The organism is Butyricimonas sp. BSD2780061689_150309_C8, from assembly GCF_015560935.1.
Lineage (GTDB): Bacteria > Bacteroidota > Bacteroidia > Bacteroidales > Marinifilaceae > Butyricimonas > Butyricimonas paravirosa.
Genome location: NZ_JADMSV010000001.1, coordinates 472,048 through 495,392, shown reverse-complemented (window position 1 = coordinate 495,392; position 23,345 = coordinate 472,048). Strand labels below are relative to the sequence as shown.

Annotated in this window: 17 protein-coding genes and 1 tRNA gene; 14 read left to right on the top strand and 4 right to left on the bottom strand. The window is 42.6% G+C overall.

Translation table 11 applies throughout. The annotated features are described in order from the left end of the window. Position 1: 1 nt before the first annotated feature. Positions 2 to 1,093, bottom strand: a complete 1,092-nt coding sequence (locus I2I33_RS01910; RefSeq protein WP_087419254.1) for a bifunctional 3-deoxy-7-phosphoheptulonate synthase/chorismate mutase type II — start codon at positions 1,091 to 1,093, stop codon at positions 2 to 4. 273 nt (positions 1,094 to 1,366) lie between these two features. Next, positions 1,367 to 2,818 carry a tryptophanase gene (locus I2I33_RS01905; protein ID WP_087419253.1) on the bottom strand — a complete coding sequence of 484 codons (1,452 nt, stop codon included), beginning with the start codon at positions 2,816 to 2,818 and terminating at the stop codon, positions 1,367 to 1,369. A 414-nt stretch (positions 2,819 to 3,232) separates the two neighbouring features. Between I2I33_RS01905 and polA the strand changes: the two genes are divergently transcribed. From polA to I2I33_RS01870, 7 genes are all read left to right on the top strand, one after another. Continuing rightward, on the top strand, positions 3,233 to 5,932 hold the full coding sequence (polA, locus tag I2I33_RS01900) for a DNA polymerase I (RefSeq protein ID WP_087419252.1): 2,700 nt from the start codon (positions 3,233 to 3,235) through the stop codon (positions 5,930 to 5,932). A gap of 15 nt (positions 5,933 to 5,947) precedes the next feature. Continuing rightward, complete coding sequence (locus I2I33_RS01895) at positions 5,948 to 6,760, top strand: DUF4271 domain-containing protein (RefSeq protein ID WP_087419251.1); 813 nt, start codon at positions 5,948 to 5,950, stop codon at positions 6,758 to 6,760. Positions 6,761 to 6,796: 36 nt separating this feature from the next. Beyond that, on the top strand, positions 6,797 to 7,561 hold the full coding sequence (locus I2I33_RS01890) for a uroporphyrinogen-III synthase (protein WP_027202147.1): 765 nt from the start codon (positions 6,797 to 6,799) through the stop codon (positions 7,559 to 7,561). Between the two features lie 4 nt (positions 7,562 to 7,565). Continuing rightward, entirely contained in the window at positions 7,566 to 8,036 is a 471-nt protein-coding gene (rnpA, locus tag I2I33_RS01885) for a ribonuclease P protein component (RefSeq protein ID WP_087419250.1), read from the top strand. Continuing rightward, complete coding sequence (yidD, locus tag I2I33_RS01880; protein ID WP_410491989.1) at positions 8,005 to 8,217, top strand: membrane protein insertion efficiency factor YidD; 213 nt, start codon at positions 8,005 to 8,007, stop codon at positions 8,215 to 8,217. Before rnpA ends, yidD begins: the two co-directional genes overlap by 32 nt. Positions 8,218 to 8,275: 58 nt before the next feature. After that, complete coding sequence (locus I2I33_RS01875; RefSeq protein ID WP_087419248.1) at positions 8,276 to 9,925, top strand: S41 family peptidase; 1,650 nt, start codon at positions 8,276 to 8,278, stop codon at positions 9,923 to 9,925. Positions 9,926 to 9,994: 69 nt separating this feature from the next. Continuing rightward, positions 9,995 to 10,065 (top strand) — tRNA-Gln (locus tag I2I33_RS01870). Between the two features lie 598 nt (positions 10,066 to 10,663). Here I2I33_RS01870 and I2I33_RS01865 read toward each other — a convergent pair. Both I2I33_RS01865 and I2I33_RS01860 read right to left on the bottom strand, forming a co-directional pair. Beyond that, positions 10,664 to 11,575 (bottom strand): helix-turn-helix domain-containing protein, encoded by a 912-nt coding sequence (locus I2I33_RS01865; protein WP_087419247.1) that lies wholly within the window; start codon positions 11,573 to 11,575, stop codon positions 10,664 to 10,666. A gap of 9 nt (positions 11,576 to 11,584) precedes the next feature. Next, complete coding sequence (locus I2I33_RS01860) at positions 11,585 to 12,253, bottom strand: YczE/YyaS/YitT family protein (protein ID WP_087419246.1); 669 nt, start codon at positions 12,251 to 12,253, stop codon at positions 11,585 to 11,587. Positions 12,254 to 12,422: 169 nt separating this feature from the next. Between I2I33_RS01860 and I2I33_RS01855 the strand changes: the two genes are divergently transcribed. The 7 genes from I2I33_RS01855 (at position 12,423) to I2I33_RS01825 (ending at position 23,345) form a co-directional block, all read left to right on the top strand. Further along, positions 12,423 to 13,727, top strand: a complete 1,305-nt coding sequence (locus tag I2I33_RS01855; protein ID WP_087419764.1) for a TolC family protein — start codon at positions 12,423 to 12,425, stop codon at positions 13,725 to 13,727. A 23-nt stretch (positions 13,728 to 13,750) separates the two neighbouring features. Next, positions 13,751 to 14,785, top strand: a complete 1,035-nt coding sequence (locus tag I2I33_RS01850; RefSeq protein WP_087419245.1) for an HlyD family secretion protein — start codon at positions 13,751 to 13,753, stop codon at positions 14,783 to 14,785. A 5-nt stretch (positions 14,786 to 14,790) separates the two neighbouring features. Next, complete coding sequence (locus tag I2I33_RS01845) at positions 14,791 to 16,368, top strand: hypothetical protein (RefSeq protein WP_087419244.1); 1,578 nt, start codon at positions 14,791 to 14,793, stop codon at positions 16,366 to 16,368. A 102-nt stretch (positions 16,369 to 16,470) separates the two neighbouring features. Continuing rightward, positions 16,471 to 17,010, top strand: coding sequence for an RNA polymerase sigma factor (locus I2I33_RS01840; RefSeq protein ID WP_087419243.1), 540 nt, complete (start codon positions 16,471 to 16,473; stop codon positions 17,008 to 17,010). A 104-nt stretch (positions 17,011 to 17,114) separates the two neighbouring features. Continuing rightward, the gene (locus tag I2I33_RS01835; protein WP_087419242.1) at positions 17,115 to 18,290 is read left to right on the top strand and encodes a FecR family protein; all 1,176 of its coding nucleotides are present in this window, start codon (positions 17,115 to 17,117) and stop codon (positions 18,288 to 18,290) included. Positions 18,291 to 18,392: 102 nt separating this feature from the next. After that, positions 18,393 to 21,848, top strand: a complete 3,456-nt coding sequence (locus tag I2I33_RS01830) for a SusC/RagA family TonB-linked outer membrane protein (RefSeq protein ID WP_087419241.1) — start codon at positions 18,393 to 18,395, stop codon at positions 21,846 to 21,848. Between the two features lie 12 nt (positions 21,849 to 21,860). Continuing rightward, entirely contained in the window at positions 21,861 to 23,345 is a 1,485-nt protein-coding gene (locus I2I33_RS01825) for a RagB/SusD family nutrient uptake outer membrane protein (protein ID WP_087419240.1), read from the top strand.

Here is a 23,345-nt window from a genome sequence, read left to right as displayed (position 1 = left end):
TTTATTCGTTCATAATATCTGTTTGTCTATCGATAGAGGCTTGGTGGATAGCTTTGAACACGCGCTCCACGAGTTCTTCACTCAAATTATTCTTGCGGGCCTCTTCAAGAACACGGGTTAGAATCTTTTCCCAGCGATCTGGTTGGAGAATGGTAATATTGTTTTGTTTTTTATACGTCCCGATCTCTTCAATAATTTTCATCCGGTTGGTAAGGACTTCCATGATCGTGTTATCCAGAGTATCTATTTTTTCCCGGAGTTCTTCGATGATTAAGGTACTATTTGAGTTGTTAGGATGTTCTTCCCGGATGATCAGATGGGCTAGAATTTGATTTAATTGATCGGGGGTAATTTGTTGAAAAGCATCACTTAATGCACAATCCGGATTCACGTGCGACTCGATGATTAATCCATCGAATCCCAGGTCCATTGCTTTCTGGGATATTTCCTGAATATATTCCCGATGGCCACTGATGTGGCTGGGGTCACAGAAAAGCGGTAGATTCTTGATGCGTCGCTTTAATTCAATCGGTATTTGCCATTGAGGCATATTACGATAGCGAGTGCTGTTATAGGATGAAAAACCGCGATGAATAGCTCCTAATTTTGTAATACCACACAAATAGAGACGTTCAAAAGCACCGATCCATAGTTCTATGTCCGGGTTTACCGGATTCTTGACGAGAACCGGAATATCAACTCCTTTTAAAGATTCCGCAATTTCTTGAACGGCAAACGGGTTTGCCGTGGAACGGGCGCCAATCCATACCATATTCATCCCGTATTTCAGTGCGACTTCCACGTGATGGGCATTAGCAACTTCCGTGGAAATTTTCATTCCCAGTTCCTTTTGGATATTTTGTAGCCAAGGCAATCCTTTTACTCCGACTCCTTCAAAACAATTCGGACGGGTCCTAGGTTTCCATATTCCGGCTCGTAAAACTTCTATTCCATTGTTTTTCAGTTTAGTTGCCGTGTTAAAAAGTTGCTCTTCACTCTCAGCACTGCAAGGACCCGCGATCATTAACGGACGTTCTTGGCGGGTGAACAGATTCCATTCGGAATAGGATTGTATTTCTAATGGCTTGGTCATTTTAACTACAAAATTAGAATTCAAAGATATTCTTTTCTTTTCTAAAAATGGAGCTATCCCTTTACTTTTTGGATAGCTCCCGGCGGATGATGTATTTCAACAGAACGTTCCGTGTTTAAAACTGAATTTAGATTCTTTTTTAGTAGAAGTCTTTTTACTTGTTTGTTTTGAAATTGATAGGTGATTTTGCATATTCTTGTTTCCTTTTTGAAGATTTGATTTTTTTGTTTTCATAATTGTATTTTATTTAATGGGTTATATAATATTATTTCATTAAAGACTTTCTCCGAAATCTTCTTTAAATTTGGCTAGAAGACGTAGCGGCCATCCGGAGGTAGGAGTTAATGTCCCCATGAAAAAACGTAGAACCGGGGGTTCATACACGAAACGTAGTCCTCCGATCAGGTGGCGGTTATCAAATAACCATTGCATCCGGTCACTCACGTATTTGATTTGCGATAGCGTGAACACCCGCCGGGGTAGGGCAAGGCGCAGTAATTCCAGATCGGAGGGAATTTCGTTTCCTTGCTCGTCTCTCACGCTGGAAATCGTGCCTCTTTCCATTCCCCGAATACCCGAAATGAGGTAAAAAGCCGCGGCTAAAGCTCCGGCAGGGTATTCCGATTGAGGGATATGCTTGCAGAAAGACATGGCGTCCACGTGGCATCCCAGTACACCGGCAGGGGTAACAACAGGAATTCCTTTTTGTTGTAGGTCATTCACGAGGAACGCGATAGAATCCGGGCTTTGTCGGATGATGGTTTCATCTTGTGTTTCGTAGAGACCTACAGCCATGGCCTCAATTTCCCGGACCGATATTCCCCCGTAAGTGAGAAAACCTTCAAAAAGAGGGATAAGGGTTTCCATCTTCGCGTATAACGTCCGGTTATTCGTGCAAATACCCCCGCCCCGGGAAGAACTGAGTTTTCTAGCAGAAAAATAAACCAAGTCGGCCAGTCCCGTAATAGTTTTCAGTATCTCGGCGAGAGAGGCATTTTTCCATTCTTTCTCCCGTTGTTTCACGAGAAAGGCATTTTCACCTAATAGGCTGGCATCCAGCACTAGCATGATTCCGTGTCGGTCGGCAATTTCCCGGACTTGTTGAAGATTATGGATAGAAAAAGGTTGGCCCCCGATTAAATTCGTGGAAGCCTCCATTCGGATAAATGGGATATTTTCGGAGCCGTGATCTTGAATGCATTTTTCCAGTTTATGGATGTCTATATTTCCTTTAAACGGGTTTGTTGACTGAATTTCCAAGGCATCGTCACAAAGAAGTTCCGCGATCTTTCCCCCGTTTTCCGTGATATGGGCGAGGGCCGTCGTGAAGTGGTAATTCATCGGCACGATTTGTCCCGGTTTGATAAAAGTACGGCAAATGATGTTTTCTGCCGCTCTTCCCTGATGTACCGGGAGTAGAAATTCTTTTCCAAGTACATCTTGCACGGCTTTCAACAGGCGGGTGAAACTTTGCGATCCGGCGTAAGCGTCATCGGCACGAAACATGGCAGCCACTTGGTTATCACTCATGGCGTTTGTTCCACTATCCGTGAGCATATCCAGAAACACATCGTTCGTATTTAGCTTGAAGGTATTGAACCCGGATTCCTGCAAAGCTTTCAGGCGTCGTTCCACGGGTACAAGATGTAGTTTTTGAACGACCCGGACTTTATGTAGTTCCAGGGGTATGTTCTCTCCGCTGTAAAATTGAATGTTGTTTGTCATGATTTATGGATTTAAATTAAAAAACCCGGCTGGGATCAGCCGGGTTGAATGAATATAATACGTGTTACTTACATTTTTACAGGTAATACAAGGTCATCCCAGCTGTTGTTGAGGTAATAATAATAGTAGTAATAATAACGACCTGTATGTGAAAAAATAATATTCATGTCTATGGTTTTAAATAAAAAAGGCCCCGAAATTCGGGGCCTGTATATTTTATATGATCACAATATTCCCCCTTTACTTTTCCGGAAAGTAATAATAGAAATAGTAATATGAGGTGTACATCGTGTTCATTTTCTTTTCATTGTTCGGGACAAATATAGGTATTCTGAAATATAAAACAAATAAGTAAGCAGAAAAGTTAGGAGAAAAAGTCTAACTTTGTGTGGATTAATTTGAAAAGGAAAGATGATGACTAACGAGGAGAAAAAATTGTACTTGCTGGATGCTTACGCGTTGATTTACCGTTCATATTACGCGTTTATCAATAATCCCCGGATCACGACGACGGGAATAAATACATCGGCCACTTTCGGTTTTTTTAATTTTTTACTGGAATTGCTTGAATTGGAAAAACCGACTCATCTGGCAGTAGTTTTTGACCCGGAAGGTCCTACTTTTCGTCATGAAATGTACCCTCCCTACAAGGCCCAGCGTCCCCCGATGCCGGAGGACCTGAGAAAGTCGGTGCCTTATATTAAAAGTATTATTGAAGGATTAGGCATTAAATCCATTGTTGTCAGCGGGTTTGAGGCGGACGACGTGATCGGTACGCTGGCTAAGCGGGGAGAGAAAGAAGGGTTTCAGGTATATATGATCACACCGGATAAAGATTACGCCCAGTTGGTCAGCGAACGAGTGTTCATGTATAAACCGGGGCGTGCCGGAAATAAATCTGAAGTGTGGGGTATTCCGGAAGTATTGGATCATTTCGGGATCGAGCGGGTGGAACAGGTGATCGATATTCTTGGTTTGATGGGTGACACGGCGGATAACGTGCCGGGATGTGATGGTGTCGGACCGAAAAGTGCTGCCACATTGATTTATAAATATGGAAGTATAGAAGGGGTATATCAACATATAGATGAACTGAAAGGCAAACAAAAAGAGCGCTTGTTATGTTGTCAGGATACTGTCTTTTTATCAAAGGAACTGGTGACGATCAACACGGAAGTACCCACGGATGTAAATGCTGAAGATTTGGCATTGGGTGAGATTCAAGATGATGTGTTAAAGCCGATCTTCAATGAATTGGAGCTTTTCTCTCTGGCAAAGCGAGTGTTCATGATAGAACACGAGGAAAATTTGGTAGAGACCATTCACCCGGAAGAAGTCGATTACCGGGAAATCACTACCGTGGCGGAACGGAATGAATTACTTCAGAAGTTGAGGGAGGCCCCGGAATACGTGCTGAACGTGATCTTTGGAGATGGCACGATTTATAACTCTTATCCGGACTATCTCTGTTTTTCAACAGCCGTTAATACTGCCTGTTATCTGCGGTTACCTTCAGTAAAGGATAAGGCCGAGGACGTGATTCGTTTATTTAAACCTATTCTTGAAGATCAGAACAAAGTTTTGATCTCGAATGATGTGAAGGACGATATTATTTGGTTAAGAAGAGCCGGGATAGAGATTCTAAATAAAATATTTGATGTCAAGATTGCACATTATGTTCTACAACCGGATAGTTCCCACGAACTGGAACGTGTTGCTTTGGAAATGCTGAATTATCGCTTGATAAAAGGAGATAATACCGAGAATCCTCAATTATCCTTATTTCCCGATGAAGGAGCCAAGAAAGACAAGGATTTCGCGGAACGTACGGATATATTATTCCGCTTGAAAGAAAAGTTGGAAGAGGCTTTACAGGAAGTCGGGCTTTATAAGTTGTACGAAGAAATTGAAATGCCTTTGGTATCTGTTTTAGCCGATATGGAGTACGAGGGTGTGTCCATTGATAAGGTGGCACTGGATGAGCTATCCGAGGATTTGAAAATAAGAATCGCGGAGACAGAGAAAATTATATATGAAATGGCCGGTAAAGAATTCAATATTAGCTCTCCCAAGCAGTTGGGCGAGATATTATTCGACCAGATGAACATTGATCCCGGCAACAAGAAAACCAAAACAGGCCAATACAGTACCTCCGAACAGGTGTTGTCAAAATTAGAAGATGCACACCCGATTGTAGGACATATACTTAATTACCGGGGATTAAAGAAATTGTTGACCACGTATGCGGAGGCTTTACCCACGTATATTGATCCGGCAACCGGAAAGATTCACACGCATTTTAACCAAGCGGAGGCGGCAACCGGAAGATTGAGTAGTTTGAATCCGAACTTGCAAAATATACCTATCCGGACAGCCGAAGGTCGGAACATTCGGAAAGCTTTTATCACGGGAGATCCGGATTATGGGTTCTTCTCGGCCGACTATTCACAGGTAGAGTTAAGATTGATGGCACATTTAAGTGGTACGCCGGAGCTGATCAATGCTTTCCTGAAAGGGGAAGACGTCCATGCTGCAACGGCATCTAAAATTTATCATGTGCCTTTGGACGAGGTGACCCCGGAGATGAGACGACGGGCGAAAACGGCTAATTTCGGGATTATTTACGGTATTTCGGCTTGGGGATTGGCGGAACGGCTGAAAATTTCCCGGAAAGAGGGTAAGGAACTGATTGAAGGCTATTTTGCCCTTTATCCCGGAGTGAAACGTTACATGGAGGAATCCGTGGAGAAAGCCCGGAAAAAAGGGTACGTGGAGACGATCATGGGCCGCCGTCGTTATCTGAGAGATATAAATTCCCGGAACGCGGTTGTACGGGGTGTTGCCGAGCGAAACGCGGTAAACGCTCCTATCCAGGGATCGGCAGCCGATATTATTAAGAAAGCGATGATATGTATTCATCAGAAATTAAAAGAACGGGGATTACGTTCCAAGATGATTTTGCAGGTGCATGACGAGTTGAACTTCAAATGTCATCACGAGGAAATCGAGGAATTGAAGAATCTCGTGGTGGATTGCATGGAACACGTTGTGAGCTTAGCGGTGCCTTTAACCGTGGGTACGGGCTACGGGAAAAGCTGGTACGAGGCACATTAATGTTAGAATATAAAGATGTTGTTGGGAATGTTGGACGAGCAAATAGATTCAGTTATAACGGATAGTATCGTGCCGGTGTCGGATTCTGTGGTGTTTCCGGCCTCTTTGTTAAAAGAAGCGGTCTCTTGGAAACCTTTCTTACCGTTTGACACGCTGACGAATCAGGTGGAATTAGTAGACGGAATTCCTTTGAGCGGGGAGAAAATGAATATTGAATTTATTTCCAGTATTCTGATTTACACGGTCGTGTATCTCGTTTTTATCGCTTTGTTGCGCCTGCGAGGAAGAGGTTTCCTCACTACTGTATATACCTATTTTTTCAACCGGAAAAGAGGGGCCAGTTTACAATCGGAAGGCGGGATTCCGAACTACTTCTTCGTTTTCTTGTCGGTTAGCCTTTCTTTTTCAATCTTGTCCATGTTGATGGCTTTTTTAATCGATCCTCCCTTTGTATTCTTTAATGCCTTAATCTATTTTCTGATCATCTTCGGTTACTATTTTTTAGTCTTGGGACTTGTGCGGCTTTTCGGGTGGGCATTTAATAGAAGGCATTGTGCATCGGAGATCATCTTGAATTTGCGCACAAGCGCGATCGTGTTGGGATTATCCATATCCCCGTTCGTGCTGGCCTTGTTTTACGTGCAAACTTCGGCGATAAATATGTTATTATATGTCATTTTAGGGCTTGGTATCATTATTCTGGTTTTCAGATTTATAAGATTGATTAAAATATTATATGGATATAGAGTTTCAATTTTGTATATGATTTTGTACCTTTGTGGGCTTGAAATATTGCCGATTCTTGTCTTGTACAAGCTATTGGAATAAGTTAGAGAAGTTAGTGTAATTTTAAAACAGAAGAAGTTGAAAATAAAGAAGATACTAGTTTCGCAGCCAAAGCCGACAACCGAGAAATCTCCGTATTTTGATTTGGCAGAAGAATTTGGATTGAAATTAGAATTCAAATCATTTATAAAGGTAGAAGGTGTCACGGCAAAAGAATTTCGTCAAGAAAGGATAAATATTCTTGATTTTACCGGGATCGTTTTCACCAGTCGTACGGCTATCGACCATTTCTTCCGGATCTGTACTGAAATGAGGGTAACCGTTCCCGACACGATGAAGTATTTCTGTATATCAGAGGCTATTGCTTTCTATCTTCAGAAATATATCGTGTACCGTAAGAGAAAAATTTTCTACGGGGACAAGAAAGTCGAGGATATGACAAAAATTCTGTTAAAGCATAAGACCGAAAACTTCCTAGTTCCGGTTTCCGACGTGCATAAAGAAAATATCCCCGCTTTGATGGATGAACTACACCTGAAGTACACGAAATCCGTATTCTATAAAACCGTGTCCAGTGATGTAGCCTCTGAAATTCCGGATTTGAAAGAGTATGATATATTGGCATTCTACACTCCGGCCGGTATCAAGTCATTGTTCCACAACTACCCGAATTTTGAACAGGGTTCGACAATTATCGCGGCCTTCGGGGAGGCGACAGCCGAGGCGGTTGAGGAGGCCGGGTTGAGGCTTGACATAAAAGCTCCCACGGAAAAAGCCCCTTCGATGACCATGGCGCTGGAACAGTTCATTAAGGCTTACAACAAAGAAAATAAATCAAAATAGGAAAATGGACATCAAGCGATGTCCATTTTTTGTATGTTTGCACTCGTATATGGATGAAACGATAAAATACACGTTTTGCAAGGAAGAACGGCTATGCCGGAAGGGGGGATTCGAGGAACTTCTATCCTCGGGTTATAGTTTCGTGTCTTATCCGTTACGAGTGGTAATCCGGTTATACCCGAGGGAAGAGAAAGATTTCCCGGCCCGAATAGCCGTGAGCGTTTCTAAAAGGCGTTTCAAGCGAGCCGTGAAACGTAACCGGGTAAAACGTTTGATTCGGGAGACTTATCGTCTGAATAAAAATATATTGTACTCTTATATCCCGGAGGATAAAACGATGGATATATTGTTCATATATTTGCATGACGAAATTTTTGAATATGGTAAAATCGAAAAAGCAATAACCGGTGCTATTAAAAAAATTAGGAGCTATATTGAAAAAGATGGTGGTGGGGATATTGCTGATACCCATTAAATTTTATCAGTTATGCATTTCCCCTTGGACACCCCCGAGTTGCCGCTATACCCCGACCTGTTCACAATACGCGGTGGAGGCGTTACGGAAACACGGTCTGGTAAAAGGATTATACCTCGCGATAAAACGGATATGTTCCTGCCATCCATGGGGAGGTTCGGGCTACGATCCGGTGCCGTGAAATTTGTTATTTTGTTGGATATATACTATTTTCGCTAGATTGTTATTAAAATAAGATTATGAGAAAAAATACACGTGTAATTATCTTCATTTCGGGAGTCTTGTTACTGGCTTTCGGGATGCTTGGCTTGAAGGAAGACGATAAAAGATTCCAGATTAGTAAGGGATTGGATATTTTTGCCACGCTTTTCCGGGACGTGAATCTTTTTTACGTGGATGACGTGCAGCCGGAGAAAATGGTGCAGGACGGGATTGACGCCATGTTGAAGAAACTGGACCCCTACACGGTTTATTACCCGGAAACTAAGTTGGATGAGTTCAAGATGATGACAACGGGCGAATACGCTGGGATCGGTTCCGTGATCGGTATGAAGGATGATTACGTGGTGATCCGCGAACCCTATAAGGGATCTCCCTCTTACAAGGCCGGGTTACTTCCGGGTGATTTAATTCTGGCTGTTGACGGGGAAAATATGAAGGGAAAGAATGTCGAGTACGTGAGTTCTCGTCTGAAAGGACAACCCGGTAAAGAGGTGGTCCTTAAACTGCAACGTGTTGGGGAAGAAAAGCCTTTGGAGAAGCGGGTTCTTCGGGAAGTCGTACAGGTTCCCAGTGTTCCTTACTACGGGATGCTGAATAACGAGATTGGGTACATCTATTTTACCGGTTTTACGGATAAGGCTGCCGACGATGTGAGAAGCGCGATCATGGATTTGAAAAACCGGGGAGCGCAGTCCCTTGTTCTCGATCTTCGCGGTAACGGGGGAGGATTGCTGGATCAGGCGGTGGAGATTGCCAATTTCTTCCTGCCCAAAGGTTCCTTGATTGTAAGCACGAAAGGAAAGATGAAACAATGGGATAAGGAATATCGCACGACGAGAAATCCCTTGTTGCCGGATATGAAACTGGCCGTGCTGATCGATCGGGCATCTGCCTCAGCCTCGGAGATCCTTTCCGGTTCTTTGCAGGATTACGATCGGGCGGTTGTAATCGGTGAACGTTCATTCGGTAAGGGATTGGTGCAGACAACCCGTGATCTGGTCTATAACACGAAATTAAAGGTAACCACGGCGAAATATTATATCCCTAGCGGACGCTGTATTCAAGCGGTAGATTATTCCCACCGTAATCCGGATGGTAGTGTGGGTACGATTCCCGATTCTTTAATGAAACCCTTTAAAACGAAAGCAGGGAGAACCGTGTATGACGGTGGTGGTATTACGCCGGACGTGAAGATTGAACCGGAGAAATACGCTAAAGTAACCCAGGAACTGGTGTTACAGGATATGATCTTTGATTTTGTCAATGAATATGCGGCAACTCATCCCACGATTGCAGCTCCTTCTGAATTTGTTTTGTCGGATGAATTGTTCAATGAGTTCAAGGAATACTTGAAAAAGCGTGAATTTGAATACGAGACAGCCTCCCAGCTTGTTCTGGAAAGATTGGTAAAGGCAACTCAAGACGAGAAATACTATGATCAAGTATCCAGCCAGGTAGAGCAATTGAAGAATAGCCTCGGACACTCTATCGATCGGGATTTGGATGTTTTCAAGAAAGAGATTTCCGATATATTGTCCGACCAGTTGATGGAACGTTATTATATGCAAGAGGGTGTGATCGAGTATCATATCCGTAATGACAAGGATATAGCTAAGGCGCTGGAGGTTTTGTCGAATAACGATGAGTATCAAAAAATATTGAAGTAGCACGAAAAAATAGATAGTAGTTTTTTGAAATCCCAAAAAACTACTATCTTTGCACCGCAATAAAACAATTGCCCTATTGTGTAATGGTAGCACTACAGATTCTGGTTCTGTCTGTCTGGGTTCGAATCCTAGTGGGGCAACAACATGAAGAAAACCCTTATAGTTGGAAAACTGTGAGGGTTTGTTTTTTTAATGAAATTTGTTGATTATCAGTGCTGTTACTTCTCTTTTCTATTTTGTCTGAATGATTTGTGATATTAGGATTAAGGGATAATTTGATGTAGTTCTAGTATCATTTTAGGTATCATTTCCCCGTTTTGCCAATAAATTCAGGTATCATGTTAATGTATTTATTGTTAGTGTTTTACGAGTGAATATTATGATAATGAACGAGTGTGCCTCATTTTTCTTATGTATGTTTGGAAGGAATAAGTGAGGATTATACTTGTTTGTGCTAAGGTTTATTCTGAATTTGTAATTAATAGATAATGACTAACGGATGACTACCGAATATAATATTTTCATTACATTTTATAAATACTTTATGAACCTTATTATATATAAGGTTCATATAAGGTTACTATAAGGTATCTATAAGGTTCATGACGGTAGTGATCAAGTATTGTTCAATTGATGACAATGTAATTAGAACTGAATTTCTTATCATTTAGCTGTTAATTTTCATATAGTTACGGTCCTATTATGTTTGAAATTTCTCTTTTTTGAAGAAACTATTTTTTACTTTTTGGATTTCACCATCACGTTTCTGAATTCTAGGGGTGAAATGCCGGCCCATCTTTTGAAAAACTTACTGAAGGAGGCTTGATCTGAGAAATGTAACTCGGTGGCGATTTGTTGGATGGAAAATTCGGATAAGGCGAGAAGGTTACGGGCCTCGCTGTACAACATTTCGCAAATGAAATTATTCACGGTGCGACCGGTTTGTGCTTTGATGATAGAAGTCAAGTATTGGGGCGTGATATTCATTTGCCGGGCATAAAAAGGAACGGAATGTTCCGTTTTGTAATGGAGCATGAGTAACGAGATAAACATCCGTAATATATTGGCGTATCGGGTTTGCGGGACTCTTTCAGTAACTTCATTTATTCCTTTGTTATCCAATATATTGTCTATTTCCAGATAATAGCGGGTTAGGGCGTTCTGGATCATTTCCAACTGATAGGAATGTTCCGTCCGGAAAAGTTGAATCCGGAGGTCTTCCATGGTGGAGGCTAGTAGGTGTTTCTCTTCCTCAGAAATTTGCACGATCGGGTAGTGGTACATATTCATCCCGTGGGTAATTCGATGTTGGATGTTGAGAATGGGTAGGCGATCGATGAAATTCTTACGAGAACAGAGGCATAGGCATTGAAAATCACGGCTTACTTGACGAAAATTTGTGAGGTGCAGTGGGGACAGGATGCACAATGAATGAGCGTCAATTGGGTATTCCACGCTATCGACCAAAAGCGTGGCTCTTCCCGATAGCACCAGCATATAGGAAAAGGCATTCAGGTAAACGGATTTATTTCCGAATAGGAGAAATTTAGGGCCGATGTCAGAGGTGAACACGGTGATCTCCCCCTTGTAGGATTCACCTTTTTTGAAGGTCTCGATTTCTTGGATGTTGACAATATTGTAAGACTCCATGCTGAAGGGTTATCTTATGATGATGGAGCGAAGTTTGTGTAATGTTTTTTGTGTCATGATTTTTTGGTTCAGAAAGCTTACCAGATAACCCGTTATGCAGGCCGCGATGATGGAACCTTCCCGCACACCTTCTACACGTTGGCTCAAGATGAGGGAAAGGATGACGGCTGACGTGACTAGGGTAACGTCGAAGTACACTTTGAATTTTCCGAATTCTTTGTTACAACTGCGGGAGGCATATTTTACGAATCCCTCGGCACTCATCATGGCAACGTGGGGTTTTATTTCGAGGACAACACCGATGGATTGCACGAGGCAGCCAACGAGTAGCAAGGCGATGGACATCCCGTAATTCGAGGGGTGTACACCATTTGTCAAAAGCATATTCAGATCGATAAATGCCGAGAATATGAAAGAAAAAGGTAACTGGAGTAAAATCTCGATGATGTCCCGTTTACTTTTATTATTCCGGATTAGCCAGAATTGCCCGATGATCAATAGCATATTGATGATGAACGTGCAGGTTCCCAAGGATAGAGAGCTGTTCAGGCTCAATACGTAGTTTACACTGGAAATAGGAGTGGTGCCTAGTGCCGAACGGATGATTAATACAATTCCCGCGGCTAGAAAATACAATCCGATAACGAATATCAAATACTTTTTTAAAAGTTCCTTCATAGTTAATTCTCCCTTTGTAAAAAACGCACGAAGATACTGTTTTTCGATGAAAATAGGAATAATTGCGGGTAGGTAGTTTCAAATAAAACAAATTCTCTCGGTTTTCGAACATCCGATTGTTGTGGCTTTTTTAGGAATTTTGCAGCGTCTTAAAGAAAGAGAAAGCAAGATGAATAGGAAGAAAATTGTGACAGGACTATTGTGTATGGCCGGTCTGTTACCGGTTTGTGCGCAACAAAGGGTTTTGAGCGTGGATGAAATGTTTCGTTTGGCCGACACGAATAGTCGGAGTATCCGCTCGCATCGCTTGGCTGTTGATGAAACAAAACAGGGGATAAAAACGGCTAAAAGTGATAAACTGCCTTCTATCGAGGCAAATTTATCGTTCAGTTATATTGGGAACGGCTGGATGACGGATCGGGATTTTTCTGACGGGCAGAAGGCCTCAATGCCGCATTACGGGAATAATTTCGCAATTAAAGCTACACAGGTGGTATATGCCGGGGGAGCTATCAACCGTAGTATTCAGTTGAGCGAGTTGCAACAACAGGTGGCGGAACTGGAATTACAGGATAACCGCCAGGAGGTGCGGTTTCTGTTGGTGGGGTATTACTTGGAACTTTACCAGTTGTATAACCAACAAGAGATCTACGAGAAAAATATTGAGCAAACCCGCTTGTTGGTGAAAGAGATTCAAGCAGCCTTTCAACAGGGGACGGCTTTGAAAAGTGATATTACCCGTTATGAACTTCAATCGCAGAATCTGGAGTTGGGATTGACGAGTATCCGGAACCGGATTAAGATTTTGAACCGTCAGTTGACCACGACGATCGGTCTGACCCCTGAGACGGTTATTTTGCCCGATACGACCGTGTTGGCAAGGAATATCGAGAGGCGGGATGAGTTGTCTTGGCAGGGAATGAAAAATGAGTCTCCACGCTTGAAACTGGCTGATTTGGGGGTAGAGATGAGTAAGAAACAACAGGATTTGGTACGTGCCGGGCGTAGGCCGAATATCGGACTCGTGGCCGCAAATAATTTTGACGGACCGATATTGATCGAGGTACCACCGATTGATAAGAATTTTAATTATTGGTATGTCGGGATCGGTATCTCGTACAAGTTTGACGCTCTTTTCAAGAATAATAAAAAGTTGAAACAAGCCCGGATTGCTACCCGGAAGGCGGAAGAGGATCGGTTATTGGCGGATGAACAGGTCTCTAACGGGATACATTCCGCGTGGGTTGAACTGGACGAGGCTTATTCCCGGTTACGTACACGGGAGAAGAGCGTGCAACTGGCTCACGAAAATTATGATGTGGTGCATTACCGTTACCTGAACGGGTTGTCTTTGGTGACGGATATGCTGGATGCCAGTAATATTCAGTTGAGTAGCGAGTTGGAGTTGACTAATGCCCGGATCGGTATTCTGTATCAGTATTATTTGTTGAAGAGAACAATCGGTAGTTTATAATTATTTTAATTGATATTTCAGTTATGAGTACAAATAGAAAGAAATTGATTCCTAACGTGGTTTTAATCCTTGTTATTGTTGTCGGTATTTGTTGGGTAGCCAGTCGTTTTATTCATTTGGGACGGGTGGAATACACGAATAATGCCCAGGTGAAACAACATATTACCCCGATAAATACCCGTGTACAGGGATTTATCAAGAAGATATATTTTGAAGAGTACCAGCGTGTGCGTAAAGGTGATACCTTGGTGGTGATTGAGGATACCGAGTATTGCCTGCGGTTGGCACAGGCGGAGGCGGATTACCGGAACGCGCTGGTCGGGATGGATGCGATGCACACGACGGTTCATGCGGCGCAGAGTAATGTTCTGGTGACGGATGCCGGGATCGAGGAAGTACGGGTGAGATTGGTGAATGCGGAGAAAGACTACGAGCGTTACAAGGAGTTGTTGAAACAGGAGGCGGTTACCGTGCAGCAATTTGATCAAGTGAAGACTGAGTTCGAGGCGACAAAGGCCCGCTACGAGCAAATCCTTCGCCAGAGACAGGCGGTTTCACTGGTGAAACAGGAACAAACGCAGCGTTTGGAACAGAACGAGGCGAATATCAAGCTTGCCGAGGCCGCGTTGAATTTGGCTCGACTGAATCTTTCGTACACGGTGATTCTGGCCACGACCGATGGGGTGACCGGGCGCAAGAATATACACGAGGGGGAACTCGTGCAACCGGGGCAGACGATGGTTAATCTCGTGGATGTGACCGAGAAATGGGTGATCGCGAATTACAAGGAGACACAGACAACGCGCATGGAGGAAGGGCAGATGGTGGAGATCGAGGTGGATGCTATTCCGGGAGTAAGGTTTGAGGGGCGTGTCGCGTCAATTTCGGAGGCCACGGGAGCTTCTTTTGCACTGATCCCGCAGGATAATTCTGCCGGAAATTTCGTGAAGGTGGAACAACGTATCCCGGTTCGTATTGAATTCACGGGGACGAATAGACCGGAGGATATGAACCGCTTGCGTGCCGGGATGAACGTGGAATGTAAGGTTAATTACTAGAGAAGATGTCAGCACCGAATATACCGACACGCATCATGATGTTCCGGGATTTTGTCCCGGATCGGGTACGTGTGTTTCTTTGTTTGTTTTTTGCCGTGACCTTTCAATTTAGTGGGGGAATTTATTTGGCATCCGTTTCGCAGATGGTTGGGTCGCTGGCGTTGATGCAGGAGGATATTATGATGGCCGGTTATGCCTCGTTCGTGGGGACAACGGTTGTTTTCCCTATTCTTTTTCGCTTGAAGTTTCGTTTCACTTCCCGGTCGATTTTCTTGATGGTCTGCCCGGCGTTGATTGTTTGTAACTTGATCACGATGAGTACGGGGAGTCTCCCGGTGCTGGTCGGGGTTTGCTTTATTGCCGGGATATTGCGTATGTGCGGGACGTTTGAGTGTTTGTCGAACGTGCAGCTCAGTATCACGCCGACCCGTAATTTCGCGGTGTTCTTTCCGGTCGTGTATCTCATCGTGTTGGGAAGTATCCAGTTGTCGGGGTTGGCGACTGTTTATTTAGGCTATTGGGCTGACTGGCGATATATGCATGGGTTGATTATCGGGTTGTTGCTTGTCGTTTGGTTGTGTGCGGTTCTGTTTACCCGCCATTTCCGGTTTATGAAAGCTTTGCCGTTGTACGGGATAGATTGGTTGGGCGGTATTTTGTGGGCGATCTTTCTTTTGGCGTTAGCTTTCGTTTTTGAATATGGTAAGTTTTATGATTGGTTATATTCTCCTTATATACGTTCGGGGATCGTGGTGGCGGTCGTGGCGTTGTTGTTGAATATTAACCGGATGCACACGTTGCGACATCCTTATATCACGAAGGAAGCGCTGGGGTATCGGAATATGGGGGCGATATTGCTTGCCTTTTTGGTGCTGTGTTGTTTACAGACGACACCGACGATCCTGCAAAATATATTTACCGGGAGTATTTTGAAATATGACGTGTTGAACTCGGTATCTCTGAACTGGTGGAACTTGTTGGGAATCGTTTTGGGAGCTTTGGCAGTTTATTACTGGCACGCCCGCTTGCATGGGGGCTACAAAAGGGCCGTGTTTACCGGGTTCGCACTGATCGTGATATACCAGTGTTTCATGTATTTTCTGGTCGATCCGCGGATGAATATTGAATGGCTTTACCTGCCGACGTTGTTAAGAGGGGCGGGGTACGTGATGATTTATATATCGTTGACGGTTTATATCTCAGGATTCGTGCCGTTCCAGCACTTCTTTCAAGTGTTGTCTTTGCTGGGGTTCGTGCGGACGGGGTTCGGTTCGGCATTCGGAAGTGCGATTTATGGGCGGGTGATGCAACACGTTCTGCCGGGGAACTATCAGTTGTTGGCTGCCGATCTGGATGCGGTGAATCCTGTTGCCGCTCATATCCCGACGGGACAGCTCTATGGCGAGACGATGAGGCAGGTGATGCTGGTCAGCGTGAAGGAACTATATGGCTGGACATGTATTATCGGGATTTTCTTTTTGCTGATGCTTTTGAGTTACAGGTATCTGAACCGGAACACGGTGGGACGTTTGCCCGGAATGAGGCAGATTAAGCGAGTGATGAAACGGGATGTCAGTTATTAGTTGGTTGCGATTTAGGGGATGTGGTCAGGTTGATTGCAATTTATAATGACGATTTGCGGGAAATAATTTTGTTTCTTGTGCAATGTTGCTACTTTTGCAAGCATGGAGGAGACGATTACATATTCCAATAAAGTAATAAAAGAAAAAGAGTTTTTTGAGTCTTATTTTTCTTTATTCCTCCAATTTGCCTTAAAATATATTCCTGATGAAGAAACTTGCAAGGATATTGTTCAGGAGGCATTTATTAAATATTGGAGGCAAGAAAATAATTTTAATGATGAGATTGCTTTAAAAACATATTTGTATAAAAGTATTCGTAATGGTTGTCTGAATCAATTACGCCATGAAAATGTGCGTAAAAAGTATTTTGAATCCTTACCGGATGATTGGGAATCAGAAGATTATTTCATGGAGAACGTGATAAAGGAAGAGGTGGCGAACATTGTACTCCAAGAAATTAATAAGCTTTCAGAGACTAGTCGAAAAATTTTATTTAAGGCATTGGATGGTTATTCAAATGAAGAGATTGCAGAGGAATTAGGGGTATCTGTTAACACGGTCAAAACGCACAAAGCGAGAAGTTATATTATGCTGCGTCAGAACTTGGGGCATTTGCGGATTTTGCTATTCTTGTTATTCTAATTAGTGAATAAATCTTTTTTCCGGTATTTTCCAAAAAAAATGTAAGTAGGTGTCATTCCTATTTCGTCGAGAAGTGTTTTATAGATGAAATAAAGCATGAAAAGATGGAAATGAATGTGCAAAAATGGGTTCGTTTAGCCCGGGGGATAGGTAAAAGTTTATTGAATGAAGAGGATAAACAGATGGATGACGAGGTCTCGGAATGGGTGAACGAATCTAATCGGGGAAAAAGGATTTTAGGCGAGTTGCGAAATCTTGATTTTTATGTGGAGAAGGAGGCTAGAAAGAGGGAAATAGAAAAACGTTATAGTTGGGAAGAATTCATGACGTGGCGGAGACATTACGAGCGTCATCGTAAGCTTTTGGTTGTACGTTGTGTCGCTGCAGTTGTAATTTTGTTTTTCGTGAGTACATGCATGTGGTTTGCGAATAGAGGGGAAGAAAAATCTCAATTTATGTTCCCGTCAGAGATAAAACCGGGGTGCATGAGAGCATCCTTGATATTGAATGATGGGCAAGAAATTATATTGGATAAGCGATTATCCTTGATGGAGTCGGATAGTTCTGTTGTTTTGAGCAACGAGAAGGGGGAATTGGCTTACCGGAATGTGCGGGAAAAATCTGGGGAATCGAGTATTAATACGTTACGGGTTCCTTGTGGCGGAGAGTATCAATTAATGTTAGCAGATGGGACTCGTGTGCGGGTGAATTCCGAATCGGAACTCGTTTTTCCAACTTGTTTTAATTCAGACCGGCGAGAGGTGTTTTTAAAAGGAGAGGCTTATTTTCAAGTTGCACCTGATTCCGATAAGCCTTTTTACGTGCGGGTTAATGACTATATCGTGAAAGTTACAGGGACATCTTTTAACGTGACTTCTTATACGGATGATCCATGTGCGATGACCACGCTGGTGGAAGGGAAAGTTTCTGTTTATGGTAATGATTCCACGTGGAATTGTGATTTGACACCAGGGTATATGTTGAAATTTGATAAAGGGACGGCACAGGTGATCTCGGAGGAGTGTAATCCGAGGATTTATACCTCGTGGATTGATGGAGAATTCAAGTTCCGGGATATGAGGCTGGAGAATATTATGAAGAAATTAAATCGATGGTATGATTTTGAGGTCGCGTATGAAGAGGAGGAACTAAAAGATTTACGTTTTAGCGGGGCGGCTGAGAAATACAATCCGATAGAATTTCTTTTAAAAATGATAGAGGAGGTTACGAAGGTACGTTTTGATATAGAAGGGAAACGGATTATGGTTAAAAATAATTAGAACAGGGAATCATCACTTCCCTGTTCTGTAAAAATAATTTCATAACAGCAGTGTTTGCCGCATCTTCTGTTATGGGGTATTATTAATGTTAATAACAAATGTATGGAGAAAAATTGTGAATTAAAAATTCGAGGGCACTTACATGGCGTGTTCTTGTTTATTTTGCTTTTCGTCTCGGGTATTTGCGGGAATAACGTGTATTCTCAAGAAAAGAGACTTACGATTGAGATGAAAGAGGCTACTCTGGGAGAGATTCTGGAGAAAATTTGCCAATTGCAAAATGTCGAGTTCGTGTACAACACGGATATTGTTGACGTGAAGGAGAAGATGTCCGTGTCGATGCACAACAGTACGTTAAAGGAGGTGTTGGATGTGGTCTTGGGGAAGAAGTATTCGTTTAATATTCAGGGGCGTTACATTATGGTGCGTAAAAAGGATCAGAAGGGTAATGAAGAGACGCCTGTTTACGTGGAGTTGAAAGGAAAGGTGAAGGATGAACAGGGAAATCCGTTACCCGGAGTATCGATTGTCGTGAAGGGAACGAACATAGGCGTGGCGACGGATGTTAACGGGGAATTTAAGTTAGTTGTACTTAAATCTATCGCTCCCGTGCTTAAATTTTCCTTTATCGGGATGCAGCCTGTCGAGATGGAATGGACAAAAGAGAAGAAAGAGGTGATCTTATCTGAGGATGTTGCGATGATGGAGGAGGTAACTGTCACGACCGGTTATCAGACAATAGAAAAGAAAAGGATGACGGGAGCGGTGGATGTGGTTACGGCGAAAGAGATTGAGAATAAGGGATATGCTTCTGTGGGTGATGTACTCCGGGGTGCGATGGCAGGGGTATCTACTCGAAATGTTTCCGGAAAACCGGGGACTTTACCTGAAATTCGGATACGAGGGTTAAATTCTCTCTACGGGTCAATGGAGCCGATGTGGATTGTGGACGGGGCTCCTTTCTACGGGAGTTTAAATGATATAGAACCGGAAGATATTGAGAGTATAACTGTTTTGAAAGATGCGGCAGCAACAGCTATATACGGTTCTCAGGCGGCGAATGGAGTCATTGTGATTAAACGAAAGAGAGGGCAGGAGGGCAGTATTTCGATAAGGGTTGCGGCAAACTTTTCAATAGATGCAGCCCCGAAGAATAAGTTGGATTTGATGAATTCTGAGGAAAAAATTGCTTTTGAACGGAGTATATATGAGGATTTCCCGAATCAGACTTCCGGGGGACGGGTGATGACTTTGTTAAGAAATGCGGATGTCGGTAAGATTACTCGAAGTGAGGCCGAGGCTGAAATTGAGCGTTTGAGTAAAATCAACACGGATTGGTTTGATGTTATTTTTAAAACAGCTTTTTCTCAGAATCATTCTATCGCTCTTTCCGGGGGAACGGAAAAGAGTCAGTACTATGCTACATTGAATTACCGGAAGACGAATGGTATCGTGCCGACAAATGTGTATGAAAATTGGGGAGGTTCCTTACGTTTGTCCCAAAAGTTTAATTCTTGGCTACAAATTAATTTTGATGTATCGTCAACAATTCGAAAAGATGAAGATTCGGAGATGTCGGTTAATCCTTTGCGTTATGCAACTTACGCTAATCCTTACGAGCGCCCTTATGATGAGGAGGGAAATCTGGAATATGACCGTTCCTATACATCGGAGTTGAGTTCGTTGAAAGACGGTTACAAGTATGATTTTAATATTTTGGATGAGATGAAACGGAATAAGTCCACAAAGAAATCTCTTGATAACAATATTTCTTTGGAGTTAAATTTCCAGATATTGAAAAATCTAAAATTTTCTACTAGAGGTTCTGTTTTTAATAATGCCCATGAAACCCGTACTACTTGGGATCCAGGATCATATACGGGTAAGTTGAATAACTGGTTGACGGGTGTTTACACGGAGTTACCTGATGAATTGAATCGTGGTGCGTTGGCGGAGGGTAATAGCCGATCATCGGGATGGACTTGGCGCAATAATTTAGAGTTACGTCAGGCGTTTAAAGAAAAGCATTTTTTGAGTATTTATGTTGGTCATGAAGTTTCCGAGTATAAATCTAATAGTAATTATGTGAAGTATCCCGAGTATGATCCGGAAAAGGGATTAATGGGGGTACCGGATATAGATGGTGTTGAGGATGTGAAGAAGAAAATTCTGAATTTGTTGGATGGATTATCGGAATCTCGAAATCGAAGTGTTTCATTTTTTGTTTCAGGGTCGTATAGTTTTTTGGATCGGTATGTTGTTGCCGGAAGTATTCGTATGGATGGTGCTGATATTATCGGTACGGCTAATCGTTTTTCCCCATTGTGGAATGCCAGTTTTAAATACAACGTGTACGAAGAGGGATTTATGAAAAAGATTTCTTGGCTGGATGAATTGGCTTTTCGATTATCATATGGTTACACGGGGAGCATTGATAAAAATGCTTTGCCTTTTGGTGTGATGACTTTTATGTCGACAGACGAGTATTTCGGTTATGATATTCCGACTTATATTCAACCTAAGAATCCGTCCGTGAAGTGGCAGAAAAAGGAAGACCGGAGTGTGGGTGTTGATTTCGCATTACTGAATCGTCGAATCCGGGGAACGGTGAATTATTATAATAACGTGACACGTAATTTGCTGGACACGAAAAATTTGCCTATTTCCGTGGGAGTAAGTAGTATAAAATATAATAGTTCGTCGGTTAGGAATTACGGTTGGGAATTTTCCATGAATTCTCAGGTTCTTCGTACTAAAGAGCTGTTTTGGAAGGTAGACTTTAATGTCGGGATGAACAGGAGTAAAGTGATCAAAACGTATTATAAAGATATTTCAGAGATTCCTAAAGGATATGATAAGACAACACCTGTTGAGGGGGCTTCTACAAATGCATGGTTCGGGTATCGCTTTGCTGGAATTGACCCGCGTACAGGTCATACATTGGCGTTTGTTGATAACAGTAAACGGGAGAAACCTATTGGTTTTCAGCGTGAAGATGGTCGATGGGTTTTAGATATGGATGATGTTGTGAATAAAGATCGGGAAAGTATAAAAGAGAATTTGGGAGATAGTTATCCAACTGTTAATGGAGGATTCCGGACGAATCTGTCTTGGAAGGATTTTACGTTTGATGCAAATTTCACGTTTATGGTAGGACACAAGATTACGGCAGCTTATTACGCTACTTCGGCGGGAGGTGTCGTTTCGGCAGCCAGCCAGAACGTGTTGAAAAAAGAGGCGACTCGCTGGCGTAAGCCGGGAGATATTACGGATGTTCCGGTTTATTCTTCCGGGGGTGAATATTCGTCTCTTTATAGCGAGTGGTACGATTTGAAATTGGAAAGTGGTGATTTCTTGAAATGTACAAGTATCTCATTTGGTTATCGGGTACCTTCAAAGATTTGTCAGAAATTTTCACTCACGTCACTACGGGTGAATTTTAATGTTCGGGATGTGTTTACCATATCCGGTTATTCTGGCTTGGACCCGGAGAATTTTGGGGGATTTAGTTACCCTAATTCCAAAAAGTATATGATTTCTTTGAATATAGGAATTTAATGAGAATGAATTATGAAAAGAGGTTGGATTATAATGTGCATACTGGTATTCGGTATTGTGGGATGTAAGGATTTTTTGAATCTCGTACCGAAGAATAAAAGGGTTGTGGCGAATTTGGAAGACGTAAAGACGGAATTGTTGACTTATTTGGCTGCGATAACGTATTCAACAGGAGGTCTTTCTCCTTCTTATGGAGGATCTGTTTTCCGTTTTCCCTTGTATAATGATGTGGCAACCCAGTTATGCCTGTATGAGGATGATATGAATATGTCTTATTATTCGGATCATTCCAGTATCGAGGAGAAGGCCATGAACGTGTACACGGAATGTATTGATTGGAAAGGTGTTTCGCTTGCAAGTGTTTTGTGGGAAAAGTGTTACGGGGCAATTGGTTTTTTGAATGTTATTCTTGACGATTTGGAAAAAGCCGGAGGATATACTCAAGCCGAGTATGAAACGATCACGGGTGAGGTTAAAACAATACGTGCTTATTATATATTCAAGTTGTTGCAATTCTTTGCTCCTTATAATAGTGATAAGCTAGGAATTCCGTTGAATTTGGATTCGGAAAATGTTATTCCCGGAGGGCGGTTGTCCCAGCGAGAGGTTTATAGAATTGTGATTCGTGAATTGGAAGATGTCTTGGAGTATGAAACTGTAAGGGAGAAATGGAATATTTTTTATTATCCGGGGATTGTGAAAGCTATTTTAGCACAAGTGTATATGTTTAAGGCTGGTTCTGCAGCCGCGGAAGAGAGTGACTGGGCAAATGCCGAGAAATATTCCGGAGAGTTGATAGCAGGTTATGAGCCTGAAAATCGGGAAGATATTCTTTTTAATATGTTTTCCGGGACAGTCCGAGAATATCAAGTGGGAGGAGCTAATTATCAACTCCGGATGACCTATCGAATATCATGTGGTTTTGGTGATATTTTTTCCGGTATTTGGGCAGAGGGAAAAGCCCAGCGAGTTTCTAACGAGTTACTTGATATGTATGACGAGGAAGATATACGTCGGGAGGCTTGGTTTAAGACGGAGGAAGAAGAAGGCCGGACGATACATTACATCAATAAACCGGGATATACGAGATCAATTAATGAGGTTACAGTTCTTTTCCGTACGGCTGAGATGTATTTGATTAATGCGGAGGCCAAGTGTCGGCAAAATCGGGTTGCGGAGGCTAAGGATATGTTGGAAACCTTTAAAAGGGCAAGAATTATCGGTTTTGAGAATTATTCAGGAGAGGATGTGTTAGGTGAGATTCTGAACGAAAGACGAAAGGAGTTTTGTTATGAGGCTGGAACTCGTTGGGTGGACATGAAGAGGTTGGGAATCGGAACCAGTAGGGTCGGAATGAGTAAAGAGGGAGAAGGTACGGAAGTTTATGAATTGAAATCAGATGATTATCGTTATGCTTTGCCTATTCCGAACGGGGTAGAGCTGGATTACAATAATAAAATAGAACAGAATCCCGGTTGGGGAAATTTGAACAGATAA

Excerpts from the sequence above, each read along its gene's own strand:
- I2I33_RS01865 (WP_087419247.1), bottom strand. The coding sequence starts at position 11,575 with ATGGAGTCTTACAATATTGTCAACATCCAAGAAATCGAGACCTTCAAA.
- I2I33_RS01875 (WP_087419248.1), top strand. The coding sequence starts at position 8,276 with ATGAGAAAAAATACACGTGTAATTATCTTCATTTCGGGAGTCTTGTTA.
- I2I33_RS01910 (WP_087419254.1), bottom strand. The coding sequence starts at position 1,093 with ATGACCAAGCCATTAGAAATACAATCCTATTCCGAATGGAATCTGTTC.
- I2I33_RS01830 (WP_087419241.1), top strand. The coding sequence starts at position 18,393 with ATGGAGAAAAATTGTGAATTAAAAATTCGAGGGCACTTACATGGCGTG.
- I2I33_RS01840 (WP_087419243.1), top strand. The coding sequence starts at position 16,471 with ATGGAGGAGACGATTACATATTCCAATAAAGTAATAAAAGAAAAAGAG.
- I2I33_RS01850 (WP_087419245.1), top strand. The coding sequence starts at position 13,751 with ATGAGTACAAATAGAAAGAAATTGATTCCTAACGTGGTTTTAATCCTT.
- I2I33_RS01845 (WP_087419244.1), top strand. The coding sequence starts at position 14,791 with ATGTCAGCACCGAATATACCGACACGCATCATGATGTTCCGGGATTTT.
- I2I33_RS01860 (WP_087419246.1), bottom strand. The coding sequence starts at position 12,253 with ATGAAGGAACTTTTAAAAAAGTATTTGATATTCGTTATCGGATTGTAT.
- polA (WP_087419252.1), top strand. The coding sequence starts at position 3,233 with ATGACTAACGAGGAGAAAAAATTGTACTTGCTGGATGCTTACGCGTTG.
- I2I33_RS01895 (WP_087419251.1), top strand. The coding sequence starts at position 5,948 with ATGTTGTTGGGAATGTTGGACGAGCAAATAGATTCAGTTATAACGGAT.
- I2I33_RS01855 (WP_087419764.1), top strand. The coding sequence starts at position 12,423 with ATGAATAGGAAGAAAATTGTGACAGGACTATTGTGTATGGCCGGTCTG.
- I2I33_RS01835 (WP_087419242.1), top strand. The coding sequence starts at position 17,115 with ATGGAAATGAATGTGCAAAAATGGGTTCGTTTAGCCCGGGGGATAGGT.
- I2I33_RS01905 (WP_087419253.1), bottom strand. The coding sequence starts at position 2,818 with ATGACAAACAACATTCAATTTTACAGCGGAGAGAACATACCCCTGGAA.
- yidD (WP_410491989.1), top strand. The coding sequence starts at position 8,005 with ATGGTGGTGGGGATATTGCTGATACCCATTAAATTTTATCAGTTATGC.
- I2I33_RS01825 (WP_087419240.1), top strand. The coding sequence starts at position 21,861 with ATGAAAAGAGGTTGGATTATAATGTGCATACTGGTATTCGGTATTGTG.
- rnpA (WP_087419250.1), top strand. The coding sequence starts at position 7,566 with ATGGACATCAAGCGATGTCCATTTTTTGTATGTTTGCACTCGTATATG.